Below are 21264 nucleotides of genomic sequence, written 5' to 3' on the forward strand. Positions count from 1 at the left end.
TTTGCTAATGACTTTAGCAGATAGGCTAGCTTTTTAGTTTGTGGTTCTTCTAAATAGAAGTTATTCGCCAAGCAATCAAGGCATGTTGAATGGGAATGACTCATTTAAAAGTGAGATAGAAAAACTCACCAGAAACAAAATTATCCCCTAAAAAATTAGGGCGGCCTTACAAAGAAAAATATGATTGTTCTGACCCACTTATTCAAACAAGTACAGGCCACAATATTACATATTGGCGCACGGTGAACTGCACAACCCAAGGCTAGCATTGATACTTTGATCGCCCAAAGCACGATCGAGTAGCAAGTTTATTTCTCCTTGAATGTTAGGTTGTGGTAGACGCTGCGGTACCTGTAACTGCCACTCATCAACTTCATTTTGACTACCAAACTGAAATTTAAATGCCAGGTTGCCAAACATACCTAAGCGTAAGTCAGTCACAATTAGCTGTTTATTTCGCTGCTCATAACGGACAAAACCTCCGGTAAAATCCTGCAGTGCCAGCAACTGTTCCGGCTTAGTGACTAACGGCCACTCACCACGTGATTGTGAGATAAACTCGATTTCAGGATTGCTATCGAGTACCGATGCTAAACCTTCCCAATAACGCTCGTCATCCAAGACCACAATACGCCAAAGTAAGGTATTAAAGGGAGTTGGGGCAATAAACACCTTTTCTGTACTTAAGCCGTGCTGTTCAAGGCTTGCATATGCCCTTTGCTCAACGAATTGCTTAGCAATTAAACTCCAGCCTAAATAGGTACTGGAAACAACAAGTGCGACTAAACAATAACGGCTAAGTGACGCTTTTCGAGTTAATCCGACTGCTATCGCAATCAGCAAAGGCAAAGTATACAGCGGGTCAATAATGAATATGCTCGACCAAGAGTAGTAACCATGTAGCGGCCATAACAACTGTGTTCCGTAACTGGTAAAAGTATCCAACAGCGGATGTGTTACTAAACAAAGCAGGACTAGCAACCAAAGTCGGCGAAAGGACCAATCAACCTGAGGTCTAAAACGTTGAAATAAACCTGCAAGCAATAATGAAAAAGGCAGCAATATCAGAAGTGAATGGCTAAAACCACGGTGCTTTACTGTATTACTGATATCATCACCATAATCAATAAATACATCTAAGTCAGGCAAGGTTCCTAATAAAGCGCCTGCTAGTAATACCTTGGCATTACAACGTTTCCCAGCTATTGCACCAGCAACAGTCGCGCCTAAGGCAGCTTGAGTAATCGAGTCCACAAAGTCTCTCTTCAGTTAGTCCGGTCAGCAGTCAAACCACCAACAAATAGTTCGCTATAGACTAACCTTATAATAGTTTGATTAACAACCGACAATACAGTGAAAACAGCCAAAAAAGGCTTGGCGATTAGGAATAATAAATTTAAAAATGAGATAGAAAAACTAACAGGAAACAGCATGAAACCAAAGAAAATGGGACGCCCTTACAAAGTAAAAAATTAAGTTTGCTTTGACCCACTTATTAATCATAATTGGTTTTCTAGTCTTTTTGGACATCAGTTCTAATAATTCTTCTAAAAGCAGCTAATTTTTGTACTTTATCTTCTGCATTCTTACCTCCTTCTTTATCAGCGGCAATATACGCACTATCCGCAACGGTTTCAAAAACTGATTGTAAGTTACGTAATGATGCACAAGTGTCGATAAATAGCTCTTTTCTTGCAGGAATACTCACTAGGAATTTATAGTGAGATAGAAACGCAGCTAACTTGGCACTAGAAACGACAATTTCATTAGTACTTATACTACTAAATTGTTTACTAATGTTTGCTTGATTTGCGCCAAATGAAAGCAACATACCGCCTCCCATAGTTGCAACATACCCACCGGCCATACCAAAACCAGTTGTAGCCAATGAACCTCCACCAAGAAATGCTAAACCTGCGCTAGTTGCTGCTGCACCAGATAAGCCCATAAGACCACCAATACCAGCAGCTAAATAAGGAGCCATTAACAGTGATACCGCTGCTGCTGCACTTAATATTAGCAATGTATTATTACTAGTAGTTTCTTTATAAATTGCTTTGATAGTTTTGGTATATGTCTTGTTAATTCCAGCTATATCAGCACTTTTACATGATAAGTTTTCAGCAAGAGCTATTTGTAGTTTTTCTTCATTATATTTTATAGATGAGTACGACTTATCCTTACTTTTATTTCCTAGCGATACGTAAGGAGTAAAGGTTGCAACTTCAACCAAAAAGGCAGACACTTTTGCATCACTCCACAAACCAAAGCATTTTTGAATGTCATCTTTCAAAAATGAATCACGAAGCTGAATATTCAATAAGGAACAAGTAGCGTTAGCCCATTCCTCAAGCCATAGCTTTTTATTGATAATATTTTCTTTTTCAAATGACTCTGTCGAATCTTTAGTTCGGAAAATGTTTCTTAAAGCACTACTAGACTGACCTGCATTTATTTCTGTTTCTAAGGCGAAGTACTGAACTCGAAAAAGTAGTTCTAACTCTGAAATAGTAAAACTGAAGTGCTCACTTGAAATCATTAAAATTTATAACCCTGTTCGCAGATATTGCTGAAAGCATTTTATAAAGCTGCGAATTCTAACACGATGAACTAAGCCTCATACCTAGCACCAATCACAAATTAGGAAGATAAAAGTCATCTAAAAAACTGATTAAATATCTCACATATTCAACGCTCACCTACAAACCTATAGTAGCTCAAACCTGTCAATCTAAAGCGAAAACACCGCAACAGTTACAAGTTAAGTTGTGTAATCAACTCATCCTCGCATCCATGCAAGACAACAGCGAAGACTTACAGAAACAAAAAGAAGCCACATGTAGGAATATAAATTAGCAAAACAGAAACTAACACATTATTTTTAAATGATTTTTATGTAATTTTATGCGCAAAAGCATTGCACTTAACAAAACTAATAGCGTAATGTACCACCAATAAAAACAAACGCAGGCCAAACTCTTAATCCAATAAGAGAACGCCTTTCAGGGAAGAAGAAGCCAATCATTCGCTTGTAAAACCCAGTTCATTTGAACCACACAAGCACAAAGTGAAAAGTTTACTCTGACACCATTTATGCCTAGATGTGTAATGTATGGAAAATAAAAAATTAGCAGTACTTATAGATTCTGATAATACGCAATACTCTAAACTGAGTTTAATTATCCAAGAGCTTTCAGGATATGGTCAAATTGTTGTTAAGCGAGCTTACGGCGACTTCTCTAGTGAGCATCTAAAGAACTGGAAAACTCCATTAAATGAAATGGCTATCCAACCTAGACAACAGTTTGCTTATACCGTTGGTAAAAATTCTACAGATTCAACAATGATAATTGATGCGATGGATTTATTGTATACCGATAGATTTGATGCATTCGCTTTAGTTACTAGTGACAGTGACTTCACAAGTTTAGCAACCCGTTTGCGTGAATCTGAAATAGAAGTTATTGGAGTAGGAAAAACCACAACACCAGTTTCATTCAAAAATGCTTGTGATGACTTTATCGCCATTGAGAACCTAGAAGATCCATCAGAAAATATCGAAGAAAAGCTAACTCTTTCTCAAGACCTTGAGCGTGAGTTATGGCGTTTAATGCACCAAGCTTGGCAAAACTATCGTGATGATTCTGGTTGGGCAAAACTAGGAGAGATTGGCTCTTACTTAAAGCGAATAAAATCGGACTTCGATACTCGCAATTATGGACTCAAAAAGCTCTCTGATTTTTTTGATTTACACTCAAGCAGGTATAGGACTAGAACATCTAAAAATAATGGTTTAGAAGTCAAACTAATAACTAAAGCAAGTACTGATAAAAGCTGACTTAAAAGTAGTTAGTTGTGACCTGTATTTAATTTCAATTCAAGGATGAATAATGGATTTCACCTACCTTATTTTAGCATTGGTGTTTATTGTGCTTATTAGGCTATTTACCGCCCTTATTAGCCGCCCTCAGCAATTAAATTATCGCCGTAAAACCAAGTTATTCAGTCATGCAGAACGCTCATTCTTGGGTGTGCTTGATACAGCCTGTTCGAATCAATATCGTGTATTTGCAAAAGTACGTGTTGCCGATGTGCTTACCCCTGAAAAGGGCTTAAACCGTAGCAACTGGCAAACCGCATTTAATCGGATTTCTGCCAAGCACTTCGACTATATATTATGCAAACCCGACACCATGGAGTTTGTTGCAGCCATAGAGCTAGATGATAAAAGCCATAACAGCAAACAAGCTCAAAAACGTGATGCACTCATTAATGAAGCTTGTGAAAGCGCCCAACTGCCACTCATACGATTTCCAGCCAAGGCGAGATATTCAGTGCAAGAAGTAAAACAAATCATAGAGCAGTCTTTAACGCCTGAAATCAAAGGTAACCTTTAGCAATCGGTACCACCAAAACACAATTAACGATACACATTGTAACGTCCTGCTTTTTAAATGATTTAATTTAAAACTTTCGGGCAAAACAGTGCGCTAACCCATTGCAATTGGATAAAAAATTGGCGTATTGTAGAGGCAACACAAACAAACGCAGGCCAAGCTCTTAATCCAATAAGAGAACGCCTTTCAGGGAAGAAGAAGCCAATCATTCGCTTGTAAAAGCCAGTTCATTTGAACCACACAAGCACAAAGTGAAAAGTTTACTCTGACCCTGAGGGATCCCCATTTATTGCAAGGATAGGCATTTAAAGTTGCTGAAATCACATTGGCAGATAGCTATCAAGACACTACAAGGATTAATTCGGGAACCAGAAGCATGCTATTAAATTCGTGGGGTTCCCTCAGATTCTGACCCCACTTATTCATACACACTTATTGTTAAGTATTGCGTTTAGTTGTTGGATAAAAATCATGGTTATTATCTAGAAAAACAACATAAAATGTATTTGTACAATATTTTTGTTCATATACTGCACTTGTTGTTTCCGATACTCTAAAACCTACTAACCTTGCTTTATTTTCCAATCGAAATACTCCCCACTCAACATCAGTGGGAATTGATTTAGGCTGAGAAAAATTAGAGTGTAAGGGGAACCTGTCATAAAATTTTAATACATGACCTCCAGTACAAGGTTTATTTACCCAGTGCTCCAGTGAAGATTTAGTGTAATCCTTTATTTTATTAATAAGCTTAACAATACTAGAGTTACCTGCAGCTAAATTCCATTCAATGAAGTCTTGTCCCCACTCTCCAGAATGGTGCAAATAAGAAAAATTAAATTTACATCTTTTTTCTATATCTGTATCACTCAGAAGCTTTGTGGGCATATTGGTCAAATATGCCAGCCCCCGTTTATTTTTATTTCTTTTTACACTCATATTCTAGGAACTCCACCAACTTTACCTGATAAATATAATGGTGAAATTTTTCTATCATTTCTAACCAAAGAACCACTAATTTCATCAAGCTTATAAGCAAAGCTCTCTTTTTCATCTTTCTGAGTAAGTAGCGTACGATATTTACCTAAATAATCCATAACCTCCGTATTATGGGCAGTAAATATAAATTGTGCGCCTTTAGTGTTCTTTTCTGGATCTAAGAAAAGTTCAAGTATCCTAGGTAACATTAATGAATGCAGATGTTTATCAAACTCATCTAAAATCAGTACTCCACCACTAGATAATGTCCATGCATAGAGAAAGAGTTGCCTATAAAGAGTTTTTGTTCCACTGGACTGTTCATAAAGCATCATTCTTTCTTTCATATCACCAATTTCGTAAATGAAAACAGGATAATATTCAGTCGCACCATCTTTTTTAATAGTTTCAGCAATTTCAATATTATCTATTCCAATGTCACTCTCGACTAGAATATTTTTCATAAAATCAAATGTGGTTTTATTTTCGTGGTAAACCTTACTTATCCAGGAGTCGTCTACTATTTCAGTATCAGTCTCAATCATTCCATCTACATAGCTCACGTTAGATAAAAAATTATGATTTAATTTCAAAAAATCATTTAATTCTTTCATCTCAGCTTTAAATTCAAATAATGAAAGATGAGATACAACTGATGCATTTTTTCTCAATGAGATGCCACTAAACTCTTTATACTCAGCATCCAAGAAACTAAATTTATGACTGGAAGATCTTTTAAATATATTTTTTAACGCTTTACCTTTTACCTTTATTGACAAAGATTCATAATTAACAAAGTTTGAATTTAGTTTTAACTCATATATATATTCAGTATCTTCACTTACAAACTCGACATAGAATTCGGTATCATTTGTATTATGAAAGTATGAGTTTACTAAGGTTCCGCTATTTTTATCTTTGGTTACTGAATTTTTTATAAATGAGCCTAAAAACTCCATGCTCTTTAGTATCGCTGTTTTACCAGAACCATTTGCCCCTTTGATACCAAGAGCAAATAAAGACCCATTTGGGTTCTTCTCAGTTTTTAGCTTTGTTGATTCAAAAGATATTTCAAAAGATTCTTTAAATGAACAAAAATTATTCACATAGAAAGTTTTATACATAGTGCAACCAAAAAAAATGTCATTAATGGCAAATATCCTACATCAAAAACCATTAATTAACCAATTATCTGCTCATTTTTACCAATACTGTCATTTTTAGCATAGGTGTTTTTTTTAAAGCATGTTTTTAACAAAAAAACACATTTTAAGCCCTTAAGTAAACTTCAAACCACTTAAAAACACCGTAATTAAGTCGTTCGTGATTCTACTCTTAAATACGACGAACCGAAGGGTTAGCGCTGAATTGACTATTGTCAAACCCTTAACTTCGAGCCATGCAAAAAGCAGCAGCTGATGCTGTATTACTGATATTAAGTAGCCAATAAAAAAAGCGAACCAATCGGTTCGCTTTTTCTCGTTATAAATAGTCAAACTTCGATGAAGTCAGCTACCTCGATAATTGCGTCGCTGGCGATGCAAATGCAAGGCGAATTGAAAGCTTTCGCGCGGAGTTGACTGTTGTCAATGAGCACGAAAGCTGAAATTCAACGCCGCAGTAGCGAGCCTAAGCAGCCATTATCATCATTCATATTCACTCAAAGGGACGCAAGAACACATTAAGTTGCGATCCCCATAAACATCATCAATACGATTAACCGTCGGCCAGAACTTGTTCGCTCTTGCTGCTGCACTTGGGAACACGGCTTCTTCACGGCTGTAAGGACGTGAATCAAACGCTGGGTCCATAATGTCTGCCATGGTATGTGGCGCATTGTGCAGTGGGTTGTTGTCCGCTGGCCACTCGCCTGCTTCTACTTTAGCGATTTCGCTGCGAATTGAGATCATCGCTTCAACGAAACGGTCTAGCTCAACTTTTGATTCCGATTCTGTTGGCTCAATCATCAGCGTACCCGCTACTGGGAAGCTCATGGTTGGTGCGTGGAATCCGTAGTCGTTTAGACGCTTAGCAATGTCCATTTCGGTTACGCCTGATGACTCTTTAAGTGGGCGTAAGTCGATAATACATTCGTGCGCAACGCGCTCATTTCGGCCAGTGAATAATACTGGGTAGTGACCTGATAGTTTCTTCATCACGTAGTTAGCGTTTAACAGTGCCATTTGAGTTGACTGCTTAACACCTTCGGTGCCCAGTAACTTTATGTACATCCAGCTGATAGGTAGGATGCTGGCACTGCCGTATGGTGCAGCAGAAACCGCGCCATTGTTGTCGCTTTCGCGGCCTGGCTTAACGATTTGGTGGCCTGCTACAAACGGTGCTAAATGCTTTTTAATACCGATTGGGCCCATACCTGGTCCGCCGCCGCCATGTGGAATAGCGAAGGTTTTGTGTAGGTTAAGGTGCGATACGTCTGCGCCGATAAAGCCTGGTGATGTTAAGCCTACTTGTGCGTTCATGTTGGCGCCATCAAGGTAAACTTGGCCGCCAAACTCATGGACGATTTCACAGATTTCAGCGATTGATTCTTCATACACACCGTGAGTCGATGGATATGTGATCATGATGCACGATAAGCTGTCTGCAAGTTCTGCCGCTTTTGAACGTAAGTCTTCAATGTCGACGTTACCTTCTTTATCACATGCAGTAACAACAACCTTCATACCTGCAAGCTGCGCTGATGCTGGGTTAGTACCGTGAGCAGATTGTGGGATTAAACAGATGTCTCTATGCCCTTCTCCGCGTGACTCGTGGTACTTTTTAATCGCAAGCAGACCTGCGTACTCGCCTTGTGCACCAGAGTTCGGCTGGATACATACTGCATCGTAACCTGTGATGTTAACTAAGAAGTCAGATAGCTCGTTGATAAGCTGAGTGTAACCTTCAGCTTGGTCTAGCGGGCAGAATGGGTGCATGTTAGCAAATTCTGGCCAGCTTACCGGTAGCATTTCAACGGCTGCGTTGAGCTTCATGGTACATGAGCCAAGCGAAATCATTGAATGGTTAAGGGCTAAATCTTTGTTTTCTAGACGCTTGATGTAACGCATCATTTCAGTTTCGCTTTGGTAGCGATTGAATGTTGGGTGCGTCAAGATAGCATCTTTACGTTCAAGTTCTGCAGGGATTGAGCTTGAACCGTTAGCAACGATGTCAGCATCGATTGCAGCGACATCTAAGCCATGACCTTCACCGATAATCACATCAAATAACTGGGCGATATCTTCACGTGTGGTGGTTTCATCTAAGCTGATACCCACAACGCCGTCAGCATCGATACGTAGGTTAAGCTCAGCGGCAACTGCACGCGCAGTGACGGTTGAAATGTCTAACCCTTTAACACTGATAGTGTCGAACCAAGTGTTGTTAACTAATTCAACGCCTTTAGCGGTTAAGCCGTTAGCTAGAATGTCAGTTAAACGGTTAATGCGACTTGCAATGGTTTTAAGCCCCTGTGGGCCGTGGAATACGGCGTAAAACGATGCCATATTCGCTAATAAGATTTGCGCAGTACAAATGTTTGAGTTGGCTTTTTCGCGGCGAATGTGTTGCTCGCGCGTTTGCATTGCCATACGCAGTGCTTGGTTACCACGGGTGTCTTTTGACACACCGATGATACGACCTGGCATTGAACGCTTGTGCGCGTCACGGGCAACAAAGAAGGCTGCGTGTGGTCCGCCGTATCCCATTGGTACGCCAAAACGCTGTGCGCTACCAAATACGATATCTGCGCCCATTGAACCTGGTGATTTAAGCAGTACCAGTGACATGATGTCAGCGGCAACAGTCACGATGGCTTTCTTTTCAGCAAGCTTAGCAAACAGTTCAGTGTTGTCGGTGATTTCACCATGGCGATTGGTGTACTGGAATAACGCGCCAAAGAGTTCGTAGTTAGCGGCATCGGCTGCTGGACCTACAATGACTTCAAAACCGAAACACTCTGCACGGGTTTGCACTACATCTAATGTTTGTGGGAACACATCGTCTGCCACAAAGAAAATGTTGGCTTTTTTAGCTTTAGACACACGCTTGGCCATGGCCATAGCTTCAGCAGCTGCGGTAGCTTCATCAAGTAATGATGCTGAAGCAAGGTCAAGACCGGTTAAGTCCATAGACACTTGTTGGAAGTTTAGAATCGACTCTAAACGGCCTTGAGCGATTTCTGGCTGGTACGGGGTGTACGCTGTGTACCAACCCGGATTTTCAAACACGTTACGTAAAATGACGTTAGGTACATCAGTACCGTAGTAGCCCATGCCGATGTAGCTTTTGAATACTTTGTTTTTATCAGCAATAGTGCGGATGTAGGCTGTGCCTTCCGCTTCGCCACATGAATCACCAATGGTTAACTCTTGCGGTAAACGAATTGAACCCGGCACGGTTTGTGCGGTTAAGTCTTCAAGCGACTCAGCGCCGACGAAGTTCAACATTTCTTGCTGTTGCGCTTGGTCTGGGCCTATGTGTCGGCTTAAAAATAATTCGTGTTGCTCTAATTGAGTTAGGGTTTGCTTAGTCATGAGAAGTCGTGTTCCAAATCTGCCAGAATGTCACTGTAGGGTTATAAACTGGTCTAGGGAAAAATGTTGTTGTGCAATACTTTAATGACTGGCGGAAGGATCGCTATATCATTAAAAAAACTTTTAAAGGCAAAACAAAAAGAAGCTCCCAAGGGAGCTTCTATTAGCGTCGACGATTATTCTTCGTCAATCACTTCTTGGTAAGCGTCAGCGTCTAACAAGTTAGCCACTTCAGCTTCGTCAGATGGCTTAACGCGGAAGAACCAACCTTCGCCAAATGCTTCGCTGTTCACTAGCTCTGGTGAATCTTCTAGTGCTTCGTTAACGGCAACAACGTCACCTGAAATTGGTGCGTAGATGTCAGATGCAGCTTTTACAGACTCAGCTACAGCGCAGTCTTCGCCAGCAGTCACAGTGTCGCCTACTTCTGGTAATTCTACGAATACCATGTCACCTAATAGCTCTTGTGCATGCTCAGTGATACCCACTGTGTAAGTTCCGTCTTCTTCTTTACGGATCCACTCATGTGATGAAGCATATTTAAGTTCAGCTGGAATGTTGCTCATTGTCATAATTCCTATATCTATAAATTTAAAGCGCAAATTTTTATTGTTAATGGGATAAGTACTTAATCATCAACTCATTGACCATTGATTGATATTATCTAAATAAGTCCATTTCCCAAAATATGTTAGTAGCAAAATGTGCTATGAAATCACAATTTTGCTTACTCACATCAGAATGCTTGTTTACCGTTACGTACAAAACTTGGTGCAATAACTTTTACTGCAACACGTTTTTTGCGCATTTCAACTTCAGCAGTATCGCTAATACCCTTAGGTACGCGTGCCATGGCAATAGAATAGCCTAAAGTTGGCGAGAAAGTCCCGCTGGTGATCGAACCTTCATGTTCAACGCCGTCTGCGTCAGTGAAAAACACTGGCATGCCATGACGAAGAACACCTTTTTGCTCCATCACTAGGCCGACTAATTTGTCAGGACCTGCGGCTTTAATCGCAGTTAATGCTTCACGACCGATAAAGTCACGGTCTTCTGGCTCCCACGCGATTGTCCAGCCCATGTTAGCGGCTAATGGGTTAATGGTTTCATCCATATCTAAACCGTAAAGGTTCATACCCGCTTCTAAACGTAGGGTGTCACGTGCACCGAGTCCACATGGCTTAACGCCTGCTTCTAATAGTGCTTGCCATAAAGCTTCAGCTTCAGCTTCTGGTACGATAATTTCGTACCCTGCTTCACCGGTGTAACCAGTGGTCGCAATGAATAATGACTCAGATTGAACACCAAAGAACATTTTCATGCCTTCAACGGCAGCTTTTTGCTCTGCTGAGAATACTTCTGCTGCTTTGGCTTTTGCGTTAGGGCCTTGAACCGCAATCATCGCCAGCTCAGGACGCTCAGTGATAGTCACATCAAAGCTTGCAGACTGCTTGTCCATCCACGCTAAATCTTTAACGCGAGTGGCTGAGTTAACTACGACACGATAATGAGTGTCAGTAAGGTAGTAAGTAATAAGGTCGTCGATAACGCCAGCGTTGTCGTCTAGCATGCCGCTGTATAGCGCTTTGCCAGCCACTTTAAGCTTAGCAATATCGTTTGCTAATAATTTACGAAGGAATGCACAAGCATCGGTACCAGCCACATCAACCACTGTCATGTGTGATACATCGAACATACCTGCGTCTTGGCGCACTGCGTTATGTTCTTCGATTTGTGAACCGTAGTTAAGTGGCATGTCCCAACCGTGGAAATCGACCATCTTGCCGTTTGATTCTAAATGCTTGTTAAAGAGTACTGTTTTATTAGCCATTATAATCTCTTTTTTAAGAGCCTTCTGAGGGTAAAACAATTGAAGGCATTTATATTCCGTGAACACTGAAAATGCGAGATTAACAATCCTCACGGTTATGAATGGGGCAAAATTATACCCATAGGGTAAGTTTTGTATAGTAGGAAATTTTCTAATCCGAGCTTGTTAACATTAGATTTACTAATGCGTTACTTCTCGTTTTTTTAACAGAATTTCATCCACTTCGGCCGATCCCCTGATATATAAGCGGTTTTAGGCTAAGGTGGTGATAAAATTTTACTCACGGCAAAGTTTGGGAAGTTTGAGTTTATTGCCTATAGCCTGTTTGATGAACACTGTTTTCAGTCCAGCAACATTATCAATTAGGGTTAACCCCAGATCCCGAAAGGCTTTTTTGAATGGGTTACTCCCCGCAAAGAGTCGCTTGAACCCTTCCATGGCACTGATCATTTCAATGGCTTCGGCTTTACGGTAGCGTTCTAAGGCGCGAAGGTTGGCGTAATCGCCGATATCTTTGCCAGCTTCATTTAACTCGCTAATTGTTTCAATAATACTAGCGGCGTCTAAAAAGCCTAAATTAACCCCTTGGCCAGCCAACGGATGGATAGTGTGGGCAGCATCGCCAGCCAGTAATAAACGGTGACGAGCAAAATGACGTGCATAACGCATACGCAGTGGATGCGATTGACGCTCGCTGACTAATTCGCACACGCCTAAACGACCATCAGATGCGGCTGTTAATGCTTTAGAGAACTCTTCACTTGAAAGCGCCTTTAAGCGCTCAGCTTCTGCTGGCGATACCGACCATACGATTGAACATAAGTTATCTTCGTACAGTGGCAGTAAAGCTAATGGGCCATCGGCTAAAAACACCTGACGTGCGGTGTCTTCATGGGGCTCTGTGGTGCGAATGGTGGCAACAATGGCGTGGTGGCCATAGTCCCAAAAAGTCAGTGGAATTTGGCATTGGCTGCGCACCCAAGAGTTTGCGCCATCGGCAGCAACCACTAATGCTGCGCTTAAGTTTTCGCCGTTATCTAAGGTTAACCATGACTCACGCTCACCAAATGCGATGCGTTCAAGTCGCTGACCTTCAAGATGGGTAATGTTACTGAGCTCGCTAGTGCGCTGCGCTAACGCATAACTAATTGATTGGTTTTCGATAATTGCGCCAAGGGATGGCTCGCTAATACTGGCAGCATCAAAGGCTATTTTACCTAATCCGTCTTTATCCCATACCGCCATTTTTTGATACGGCGCGGTCCGGTCATGGTCAATGTATTGCCATGCACCTAGGTTTGTTAGTAATCGCTCACTGGCTTTGTTTATCGCGCTAACTCTAAGTCGTGGCTCACCTGATACGGCTTCGGTTTGGCCTGCATCAATGACCACCACGTTTAAGTTTGCCTCGGCTAAACCGATTGCTGTTGCCAAGCCAACCATACCACCGCCAACAATGGCTACATCATAGGTTTGAGTTTGAAACATGTTAATCCTTAATCTTCAATCGGTTTAGTGACGATAGTAACATTCGTTTCTGGCTTATGCGCTTTTCCAGCCCATGGCTTTGTGGGCAATGGGGGCTTTCAGTGGCGGACACCAAGACAATAATCTTAACCCTAAACTGCGCCCAGCCACTAATGGCCAATGCTGATTTGAGAAGCCACGCACTAAAAACTCAACATTGTTGATGGTGCTGTTTCTGTCTTGCTCGCGTAATGTCAGGTAATGATGAATCAGCGAGTTTTGACCGCAATCAAGCGCTTGTGAACCGGTTTTACTGAGCTCGGTGAGGTTTGCTTCGATGGCATCAATTAAACCAACAACATCACGTAAACCTAAGTTAAAGCCTTGGCCAGCAATGGGGTGTAAGGTTTGCGCGGCATTACCAATAAATACTGTGCGATGGTAAATCGGTCTTGGCATGTACGATAACGTTAGTGGATAACTGACTCGTTCACCCACATCGGTAAAGCGCCCTGCTCGGTTACCAAACGCGGTTTGCAGCGCTGCTAAAAACTCAGCTTTGGGGGCGGTTTTAAGGGCTTGTGCTTGCTCGTTATCAAGCGCCCACACTAATGATACCCGAGGCTTAGCGTTAACGGACGACATAGGTAATAAGGCTAGTGGCCCCGTATCGGTAAAGCGCTCAAATGCCCAACCATCATGTGGCTTATCTGTTTGGACATTGGCAACCAATGCCACTTGGTCAAATTCGACTTTTTCAATATCTTGCTTTAAAGCTTGGCGCACTTTGGAGTTCGCGCCGTCAGCCGCTACAAGCAACTGAGTACGAATTTGCTGGCCATTATTTAAGGTTAACGTATGGCCTTGTGCGTCAGTATTTAACTCAACTAATTGCGCTGGGCAATAAAGTTTTACGGTTTGCTTAGCTGTGCTGCTATTTAACTCATCAAAAAGTACTTTGCCGACTTTAGCAAGCTCAACGACTTGTCCCATTGCCGATAATGAAAACTGCTCAGCGTTAAGTTCAGTCATGCCAAAATGGCCGCGATCAGAAATATGAATATTGTTGATTTCGGTGCCAAGGCTTACAAGCTTTGGCCAAATACCCAGACGGGTTAATTCAAACACTGAGCCGTGGGCAATCGCAATAGAGCGTGCATCAAAGCCTGGATGGTTATCGTCAGGCTTTACCGCTTCAATAATGGCAATGGATAAAGGTCTGCCAAGCTGCTGTTGATATTTATCTGATAACTGCGCTAAACCTAAGGCTAAACTCGCCCCAGCCATTGCACCGCCGACAATAGTGATGTCGACTTGTTCAACGGTAACTTGTTCAGCTGGCTTGCCTGAAATAGTCAGCTTTTCTGAATGAATTGGTTGGTCTGAACTAGTCAGCTTGTCTGAATGAGTTGGCTGGGTCATCGCGCGAGCTCTTTTTATGATTGATTTAACCTGTGCGCACTCAAATAAAACTAAGTGCGCTGCAGTAATTTTTTATCAAGGCTTTAGTACTCGTATTGACGTACGAGTTTATAAATACTCGTTAATGCAGTGGCGCTGTAGGTTCGCTGTCATCTAATGGGATTTCAGGGCCGAACTCTGAATAACACAATACAGCAGCCATACGGACAAATTCATGCAGCTCAATAAATGCAGCTTCTGATTCATCATCGTCACTGACATCAAATTCAACTTGAGCAATCGCGCCTAAGTCTTGAATGATTTCACGTACATCAGATGATGCGCCGTTAAGTTTAGGCTGGATAAGCGCAATAGCCGTTAAGTAGCTTTGCACCCATAGTGCAAGGCATTCTAAACGCTTGCTTAATGGCTCTTCTTCTTCAGGCAGTAATGGCGAGAAACCAAATTCAGCATCGCCTAAACGGGTAGCGGTATCTTTGAATAAATCTGAGATTAACTGCTGTAAATCGTTAGGTAGAGCTTGGCCGTCATTCATTAATTCAACTAACGGTTTTAACCACTTTAGATTAGCTTGATCAACTCCGCCGCAAATTAACCCGACTAATGCGCCATGCACCTCAACAGGATGCTGACCAATTTCAGCTGAATCTAGGGCTTTTTTCAGTTTTTCGATACATAAAGAAGGAGGGGTAGCCATGGTAATTTTCCATTAAATAATCAATCTGGTGCAATGCTAGCAGAGTTAATAACTGCGACCAAATTCTGCAAGACAAGTTGCTAAAATATTTCGTCAATCTGTTAAGTATATACCCAAACAACTTGAAGATACGAGTTTCAGAGCTTCACCGTGTTTTCAATACTAGGCGCGTTAATGCGGTAATGTAGGTACCTTATAAATTAGCGCAACAACGTAGTGGGAACACGGTGAAACTCCCTGAGGGCAAGTTTTACACGCGTTTATGCTGCGTTATTGATTTTGAAAAGGGAATAACCATTACCCGCAATCAATGCCTTGCCTAAACGCGTGTAAATTCTTGCTGAAATCGTGCATCTTCAGGTTGTTTGGGTATAAGGCACCTTAAGTCAATTAGCGTAATCATAGCTTGAGCTGAGTGCGCAATTGTTAGCCCATAGACTATTAATGACAGGCTTGATAAACCAATAACTAATATTAACCGTATCGAATATAACTCGATGAACTAAACGATTTTCAATAAACAACGTATCCTTAGAGATGTCTAAAACAAATGTGATGCGAGCTTAAAAAAAGATGAAAAAGCCGAAATGCTCATTCATCAAGCAAATAGCCTTAAAGGCGGCAAGTTACCTTGCACTTTTAATATGAGCGCTATATAGTCCGCAAACAGGCTGATTCCTTTACCTATGTTGTAAATTGATTGTAAATCAACGCTAATACTCGCATTCATGCTAAAGCGTTACAGTCAGAGGAATGAGTAAACTGCTACAATTTTTATTTTAGACGAATAAGGATCTTCAGCGAACTATGAGTAACAGTGCTATTGATATCTCCCTTTTAGGGCGCACCTACTCTATCGCTTGCCCGAAAGGACAAGAGGATGCTTTGCGTTCGATCGCCAAAGGTGTTGAGCAGCAGCTCACAAACCTAAAAGCACGAACCAATAATTTGAGCCGCGAAGAATTAGCTATTATGGCCGCGCTGAATATTGGTTACGAGCTACACGAAGAACAGCAAAAAAATAAGCAGTATATGGCGCAAATGGATGAGCGCATTTCGTTATTACAATCAACGTTAGAAAATTCGTTGGTTGAACGCACCAAGGAAGATTAAAGAATTTTGATTTGTGTTGAGCAAGCTTATTACCTCAACACGATTCACACTGGTTTTGCTCCCTGGGATATGCGCTTGTAGGTTATGTCCCTGTGCCGATATTTACAAACCCAGGGTGAATGTTTTCATTGACATTGTGTATGCTCGGCTCGTACCGAGAAACCTTAGGAGATGAACATTTTCCCGCCTTGAACCTACGGTTCAAGGGCTACACCGACGGTCGGTATTCTGGGGAGCATTCTAAATAACTAAGCGAATAAAAGCTTAAGTTGGGTCAATATCTAAGCCACCTTTTTAGGTGGCTTTTTTATTACAGGCTTTATACCCAAACAACCTGAAGATGCTCGATTTCAGCAAGAATTTACACGCGTTTAGGCAAGGCATTGATTGCGGGTAATGGTTATTCCCTTTTCAAAATCAATAACGCAGCATAAACGCGTGTAAAACTTGCCCTCAGGGAGTTTCACCGTGTTCCCACTACGTTGTTGCGCTAATTTATAAGGTACCTACATTATCGCATTAACGCGCCTAGTATTGAAAACACGGTGAAGCTCTGAAACACGTATCTTCAAGTTGTTTGGGTATATCACCAAGCCTCATATCTCACCAACATAGCAATTGCTGTTCATTTTAGGGAAAAAACCTTAAATCCCTCTAAGCTCAATAATATTACACTTAGCCTAGAAAGAAATATTTGAATAAAACTTGTATCAAAAAAAGCTAAAACAAACTCAATATCGTTTCAGTTAACAGTAGTTAATCGATACACCTGTTAAGCTTATGGTTATTATTGTTTTACACAGTTCATTAAGGTATAAAGTCCACAATATTAATAGCTTGTATTTATTGAGTATGACAAGTCGCACTTTTACTTTCGCGAACTATATTGCTTTCGCAATTGTTTCGCTCATCGCTTTATCGGGTTGTAAATCTACACCAGAACCCCAAAAAACCGCTTATGTTGTTCCGGCAGCGTTATCTCATTTGCCTCTTGATGCAGCTAATCAAGGTTTAGACATTGTCGATATTCAGTTAGCGCTAGGCGATCGCAATTTATACCTTGCTGTAAATGGCAATATCAAAATGCTATCGACTGCTCAATGTCAGTTGGATATCTCAGCTCATCGTGGCGATTTCCGTCAGCCAGAAAGCAGTTATAACGCCATTGCGGGTGCATTAAACGACAACTATAACAGTGTCGAAATTGATGTTATGCAACTTAAAGATGGCACATGGGTTAACCACCATGACAGCCAAACTGGCCGTGCTACCGTTCATTATACCGGCGAGCGATACAAGCTTGAGCGCATGAGTCGTAAACAATTTGGCGAGCTAAAACTGCGTGATAAAGACAGCAACGCTTTATTAAATGAACGCCCAATTACGGCCTCTGAAGCCTTTAAGATTTTTGCCGCATATCGAATGCCGAATCAAAAGCTTAACGTGGAAATTAAATCTGATCCCAGCGGTCAGGAATTAGTTGAGCTTGATAATATGCTGAGAAAGTATATTGGCCTAAGTGGCTATTACTATTCAGCTGCAGATCAAGACACCTTATATAAACTGCGTGGTATTAATCCCTACACTTATCTTGGGTTTGTCCAAGGTGGCCATCCAACCAGCGTTGAAAAACTGCGTAACGATTTACGTAAAGGGGTTAAAAATGATGCCTACTATCTTGATAACCATGATGACATTGAATTAGCAGGCCGCTACGGCACTAAACGTTATCGTTCGCGCTACAAGGATTACACCAGCAGTGCGGCGCTGGCTAAGTTACAAAAGCAACTTGGCAATAATTCTGGTCTCCACTTAGATATTCGCAGTTTCATGCAAAATAGCAGTGTGAAATATCGCGCTGATAAGTTAGGCATGAAGGTTTATACCTATTCGCTCAACGGGACTGATTATCATCAAAATCAATTACTCAAACTCAGCAAAAATAAGCTACCTGATGGCATCATTGTTGATGAAACGCCTTATAGAATTTGCCAACGATTATTTACTGCATCTGTGCCAGCTAAGCGCTACCAACCACTGAGTAATGTGGGCCGTTACATCGCTTCATTGCCGCAAGATGCCGATTTCGACCGTTTTGAAGAAATGCTTGGCTATCAAAAAGAAGGCTATTACTTGTCGATGGCTTCTGGGTTAAAGGCTATTTACACAGCCAAAAAGACCCAAGCTAAAAAAACTACGCCTACCCCTTTGTTAGAGCACGGTTTTCCAACCATTACCGATGAAAAAATCGATACTCATACAGGTGAGACAATCATTTTGACCTTACCTGATAGCAACAATAAATAATAATAAAAATAAAATCATGACAGATAAAAAACAAAGCCCTTTTGCAACGGACTTATTAAGCGCTACACCGACCCAGCAAAAAATGCAGAGCGCGGAAAAAGAGCTAAAAAAAGTCCAAAAGAAACAACAATCACAATCGGCAAAAGCCGCAGCTACACAAGAGCGTGAAACGCAAATCGCTAAGATGGGCAAACCATTTGGGTGGATGATGTTTATGTTCATTTGTTCGGTGTTGTATTTATTCCCAGAGGCAGTATTTAATGCCGCCTTAACCGACGTTGCTGGCGGTAAAAACTCCACTGAAGATGACTTGCGCGCAGTTGAGTTATTTGGCCGTACCATTAGTGGTATCGGGGTCACTTTGCTATTGGCAGACATGCTGCTAAAAGGCAAACAAGTGGCGAGAGTTGGCCGCGCATTAGGCTATTTTTGCTTGATTGCCGTGCTTGTGTGGCCAACGGTATTCTTTGGTCAAAAATGGTTAGTGGATCATTTTATTATTGATGCTTCAACCCCAGCTGAACGTCAACAAGCCTACTTGTCACAAGTACTGCGCAGCGCGTTAATTGAAAAATCGATTCAATTTGAAGGGATTGAATACGATCCAGATTCAGATCATAACGCCACCGAAAAAACCTTCCTCTCAGTCTTTGGTGGTTTAGTGTATGCCGATGACAAATTGGTGGATGATTTAAAACAGAAAAAACGCATGATCATGGAAAAATTTGTCCGTGACCGTGCGATGTCGCGCTTTGATGAGCACTATTCAAATTATGATGATTTCAGATTAAACCTGCGAGATAAATACAAAGAGTATGCTCAAGGCTCTAATCAATATAATCAAGCATTAAACACGGTTCAAAGCCGCTCCGATGAATACTGGTTAGATACCCAAAACCAAGTCAAACAAGGTTGGGAGAAATATCAACAAGGCACCTCGGCTTATGAAGCCCGTGTTGAATCCCGCGCGCAACAAATTGCCCCTAAGATGTATGACTTTTTCGAGCGTCGCAATAAATGCGCCGACATGAAAAAAGGCAGCAGTAAAGATCGTTGCTATGACAGATTGCAAAAAGGCTACGATAAAGAAATCGCCAAATACAGTATTCCTTACATTCCACCTGATGATTGGCTAATTCGTGAAGAAATTAGCACCTCTGAGAATGTAGGCAACTCCATCTTAACTGGCATCATGACCTTTGGTTTGTTCACGGCAATGCAAGCTGCCGATGCCGTTACCGGTGGTGATGCAGGCTTTAAAGACCATCGCATGGTGTACACCAATGATGTCAATCATTACAAAAATGTATTGATGGTGAAAATGGAGCCTGATTTTGTCAAAGAGTCTGGCGGCTATCCTTTAGGGATCAATACTATCCATGAGTTCAGACACCATGAACTTACCAGTCTCAAAGTGAATAAAACCTTAAAACAAAAAGGCTTAAGCTTACCGACGACTTGGGTCATGGCAGATCGCACAGGCTTTGACAATGCTGTCGCGAAAAAAGTACGTCAACAAGCCGATGCTGAGTGGCGCTCAAGCATGAAAGCAAAAGGCTATGACATGCCGCCTAATTTAACTTGGCAGCAATTTCAACAGCAAGGTGATGTGCAAAAGCGCATTCAACGCCAAATGAAGGAGTTGTACGTCAACCCGACATTAGCGGATTGGAATAACCGTGAGTTTAAACAAAAAATCATTGAGCCCAACATCAGCCGCAAGACCACTGAATACCTTAATGTCCTTGAAGCGCAGCAAGCGGAATTTGCCGATGGTGGTGCATTTGAATCGACGGGTAAGTCGGCACTGCGCGCCACAATTGTGCCGCCAATTTCAATGTCGATAAGTTTAGCGTTAGTGCTATTAACTGTGCTGAAACTACCAATGAAAGCGGTGGAATTAGTGCAAGCTAAACGCACTAGCTCAAGTGATGCGCCCAAAACTAAAGGCTATATCAAAGCCAGTATTTCTGGGGCGATGTTACTGGCGATTTTTGTAGTGCCATTAACCCTAGGCAGTAATCAATACACCATGAAAGGCTCGGCGTTAAATTACTTCTTTGAGCAAATGGAGAAGAATGATTCTGCCAGTATTTCTTTTGCTTTGAGATGGCTACTCGTCACTCAACCCATTGTACAGCCGATAGGTGCAGGGATAGATCAGCGCATGTTCATCACTCAAGGTTTTGATGCCATCAGTGAGCCGATTAATCAGTTCGATTTAACCTTGATGCCAGAGCACGACATTAGCCCGAAAGCCAATAATGACCATCAAGCGCAAGTGCTACTGCCATTAACCATAAATACCAATGTAACGGGTGCAAAAGTAGCCGTGATGAACATAAAACCCAAATATCAACCTGGGATGATGTTACCCGCCGGCGGGTATGACATAAAAGTGTCAGCCAATGGCCATGAACCAATAAGAAAATGGGTGTATTTAAAGGCGGATGCTACCGACTTCACCATAAAACTTTAGTTACGGCGCCATTAACAAACAACCAAGAACCCAAAAAA

15 protein-coding genes and 1 other RNA gene are annotated in these 21264 nt (G+C 41.5%); 6 read left to right on the forward strand and 10 right to left on the reverse strand.

Going from position 1 to position 21264, the window contains the following annotated elements; all coding sequences use genetic code 11:
* Positions 1 to 225 precede the first annotated feature (225 nt).
* Together L2735_RS03395 and L2735_RS03400 are read right to left on the reverse strand one after the other, a co-directional pair.
* The gene (locus tag L2735_RS03395) at positions 226 to 1254 is read right to left on the reverse strand and encodes a metal-dependent hydrolase (protein ID WP_248983362.1); all 1029 of its coding nucleotides are present in this window, start codon (positions 1252 to 1254) and stop codon (positions 226 to 228) included.
* A gap of 259 nt (positions 1255 to 1513) precedes the next feature.
* The gene (locus L2735_RS03400) at positions 1514 to 2539 is read right to left on the reverse strand and encodes a complement resistance protein TraT (protein WP_248983363.1); all 1026 of its coding nucleotides are present in this window, start codon (positions 2537 to 2539) and stop codon (positions 1514 to 1516) included.
* Positions 2540 to 3112: 573 nt separating this feature from the next.
* Here L2735_RS03400 and L2735_RS03405 point away from each other — a divergent pair.
* Both L2735_RS03405 and L2735_RS03410 read left to right on the forward strand, forming a co-directional pair.
* Complete coding sequence (locus L2735_RS03405) at positions 3113 to 3838, forward strand: NYN domain-containing protein (RefSeq protein WP_248983364.1); 726 nt, start codon at positions 3113 to 3115, stop codon at positions 3836 to 3838.
* Positions 3839 to 3890: 52 nt separating this feature from the next.
* The gene (locus tag L2735_RS03410; protein ID WP_248983365.1) at positions 3891 to 4397 is read left to right on the forward strand and encodes a DUF2726 domain-containing protein; all 507 of its coding nucleotides are present in this window, start codon (positions 3891 to 3893) and stop codon (positions 4395 to 4397) included.
* A gap of 438 nt (positions 4398 to 4835) precedes the next feature.
* Here the strand turns inward: L2735_RS03410 and L2735_RS03415 are convergent, their stop codons facing one another.
* The 8 genes from L2735_RS03415 to L2735_RS03450 all read right to left on the reverse strand — a co-directional run bounded on the left by L2735_RS03415 (position 4836) and on the right by L2735_RS03450 (position 15327).
* Positions 4836 to 5336: a hypothetical protein gene (locus tag L2735_RS03415; protein WP_248983366.1), complete on the reverse strand. Its 501-nt coding sequence runs from the start codon at positions 5334 to 5336 to the stop codon at positions 4836 to 4838.
* Positions 5333 to 6499 carry an AAA family ATPase gene (locus tag L2735_RS03420; protein ID WP_248983367.1) on the reverse strand — a complete coding sequence of 389 codons (1167 nt, stop codon included), beginning with the start codon at positions 6497 to 6499 and terminating at the stop codon, positions 5333 to 5335. Before L2735_RS03420 ends, L2735_RS03415 begins: the two co-directional genes overlap by 4 nt.
* 522 nt (positions 6500 to 7021) lie before the next feature.
* The gene (gene gcvP / locus L2735_RS03425; protein ID WP_248983368.1) at positions 7022 to 9910 is read right to left on the reverse strand and encodes an aminomethyl-transferring glycine dehydrogenase; all 2889 of its coding nucleotides are present in this window, start codon (positions 9908 to 9910) and stop codon (positions 7022 to 7024) included.
* 176 nt (positions 9911 to 10086) lie between these two features.
* Positions 10087 to 10476, reverse strand: a complete 390-nt coding sequence (gene gcvH / locus L2735_RS03430; protein ID WP_248983369.1) for a glycine cleavage system protein GcvH — start codon at positions 10474 to 10476, stop codon at positions 10087 to 10089.
* Between the two features lie 170 nt (positions 10477 to 10646).
* Positions 10647 to 11741: a glycine cleavage system aminomethyltransferase GcvT gene (gcvT, locus tag L2735_RS03435; RefSeq protein ID WP_248983370.1), complete on the reverse strand. Its 1095-nt coding sequence runs from the start codon at positions 11739 to 11741 to the stop codon at positions 10647 to 10649.
* 276 nt (positions 11742 to 12017) lie between these two features.
* Positions 12018 to 13229, reverse strand: coding sequence for an FAD-dependent oxidoreductase (locus tag L2735_RS03440; RefSeq protein WP_248983371.1), 1212 nt, complete (start codon positions 13227 to 13229; stop codon positions 12018 to 12020).
* Positions 13230 to 13283: 54 nt separating this feature from the next.
* Positions 13284 to 14495: a 2-octaprenyl-6-methoxyphenyl hydroxylase gene (gene ubiH, locus L2735_RS03445; protein ID WP_248983436.1), complete on the reverse strand. Its 1212-nt coding sequence runs from the start codon at positions 14493 to 14495 to the stop codon at positions 13284 to 13286.
* A 256-nt stretch (positions 14496 to 14751) separates the two neighbouring features.
* Complete coding sequence (locus tag L2735_RS03450; protein WP_248983372.1) at positions 14752 to 15327, reverse strand: UPF0149 family protein; 576 nt, start codon at positions 15325 to 15327, stop codon at positions 14752 to 14754.
* An 807-nt stretch (positions 15328 to 16134) separates the two neighbouring features.
* Between L2735_RS03450 and zapA the strand changes: the two genes are divergently transcribed.
* From zapA to L2735_RS03470, 4 genes are all read left to right on the forward strand, one after another.
* Positions 16135 to 16440, forward strand: a complete 306-nt coding sequence (zapA, locus tag L2735_RS03455) for a cell division protein ZapA (protein ID WP_153912736.1) — start codon at positions 16135 to 16137, stop codon at positions 16438 to 16440.
* 56 nt (positions 16441 to 16496) lie between these two features.
* Positions 16497 to 16679, forward strand: a non-coding RNA gene (gene ssrS / locus L2735_RS03460) — 6S RNA.
* A 613-nt stretch (positions 16680 to 17292) separates the two neighbouring features.
* On the forward strand, positions 17293 to 18747 hold the full coding sequence (locus tag L2735_RS03465; RefSeq protein WP_248983373.1) for a glycerophosphodiester phosphodiesterase family protein: 1455 nt from the start codon (positions 17293 to 17295) through the stop codon (positions 18745 to 18747).
* 16 nt (positions 18748 to 18763) lie between these two features.
* Positions 18764 to 21226, forward strand: coding sequence for a hypothetical protein (locus L2735_RS03470; RefSeq protein ID WP_248983374.1), 2463 nt, complete (start codon positions 18764 to 18766; stop codon positions 21224 to 21226).
* Positions 21227 to 21264 lie beyond the last annotated feature (38 nt).

This window comes from Shewanella olleyana, assembly GCF_023283825.1.
Classification (GTDB): domain Bacteria; phylum Pseudomonadota; class Gammaproteobacteria; order Enterobacterales; family Shewanellaceae; genus Shewanella; species Shewanella olleyana.

What these genes read in the sequence shown, in the direction of transcription:
- L2735_RS03400 (WP_248983363.1), bottom strand. Translation starts at nt 2,539, where the DNA reads ATGATTTCAAGTGAGCACTTCAGTTTTACTATTTCAGAGTTAGAACTA.
- L2735_RS03405 (WP_248983364.1), top strand. Translation starts at nt 3,113, where the DNA reads ATGGAAAATAAAAAATTAGCAGTACTTATAGATTCTGATAATACGCAA.
- L2735_RS03410 (WP_248983365.1), top strand. Translation starts at nt 3,891, where the DNA reads ATGGATTTCACCTACCTTATTTTAGCATTGGTGTTTATTGTGCTTATT.
- L2735_RS03415 (WP_248983366.1), bottom strand. Translation starts at nt 5,336, where the DNA reads ATGAGTGTAAAAAGAAATAAAAATAAACGGGGGCTGGCATATTTGACC.
- L2735_RS03420 (WP_248983367.1), bottom strand. Translation starts at nt 6,499, where the DNA reads ATGTATAAAACTTTCTATGTGAATAATTTTTGTTCATTTAAAGAATCT.
- gcvP (WP_248983368.1), bottom strand. Translation starts at nt 9,910, where the DNA reads ATGACTAAGCAAACCCTAACTCAATTAGAGCAACACGAATTATTTTTA.
- gcvH (WP_248983369.1), bottom strand. Translation starts at nt 10,476, where the DNA reads ATGAGCAACATTCCAGCTGAACTTAAATATGCTTCATCACATGAGTGG.
- gcvT (WP_248983370.1), bottom strand. Translation starts at nt 11,741, where the DNA reads ATGGCTAATAAAACAGTACTCTTTAACAAGCATTTAGAATCAAACGGC.
- L2735_RS03440 (WP_248983371.1), bottom strand. Translation starts at nt 13,229, where the DNA reads ATGTTTCAAACTCAAACCTATGATGTAGCCATTGTTGGCGGTGGTATG.
- ubiH (WP_248983436.1), bottom strand. Translation starts at nt 14,495, where the DNA reads ATGGCTGGGGCGAGTTTAGCCTTAGGTTTAGCGCAGTTATCAGATAAA.
- L2735_RS03450 (WP_248983372.1), bottom strand. Translation starts at nt 15,327, where the DNA reads ATGGCTACCCCTCCTTCTTTATGTATCGAAAAACTGAAAAAAGCCCTA.
- zapA (WP_153912736.1), top strand. Translation starts at nt 16,135, where the DNA reads ATGAGTAACAGTGCTATTGATATCTCCCTTTTAGGGCGCACCTACTCT.
- L2735_RS03465 (WP_248983373.1), top strand. Translation starts at nt 17,293, where the DNA reads ATGACAAGTCGCACTTTTACTTTCGCGAACTATATTGCTTTCGCAATT.
- L2735_RS03470 (WP_248983374.1), top strand. Translation starts at nt 18,764, where the DNA reads ATGACAGATAAAAAACAAAGCCCTTTTGCAACGGACTTATTAAGCGCT.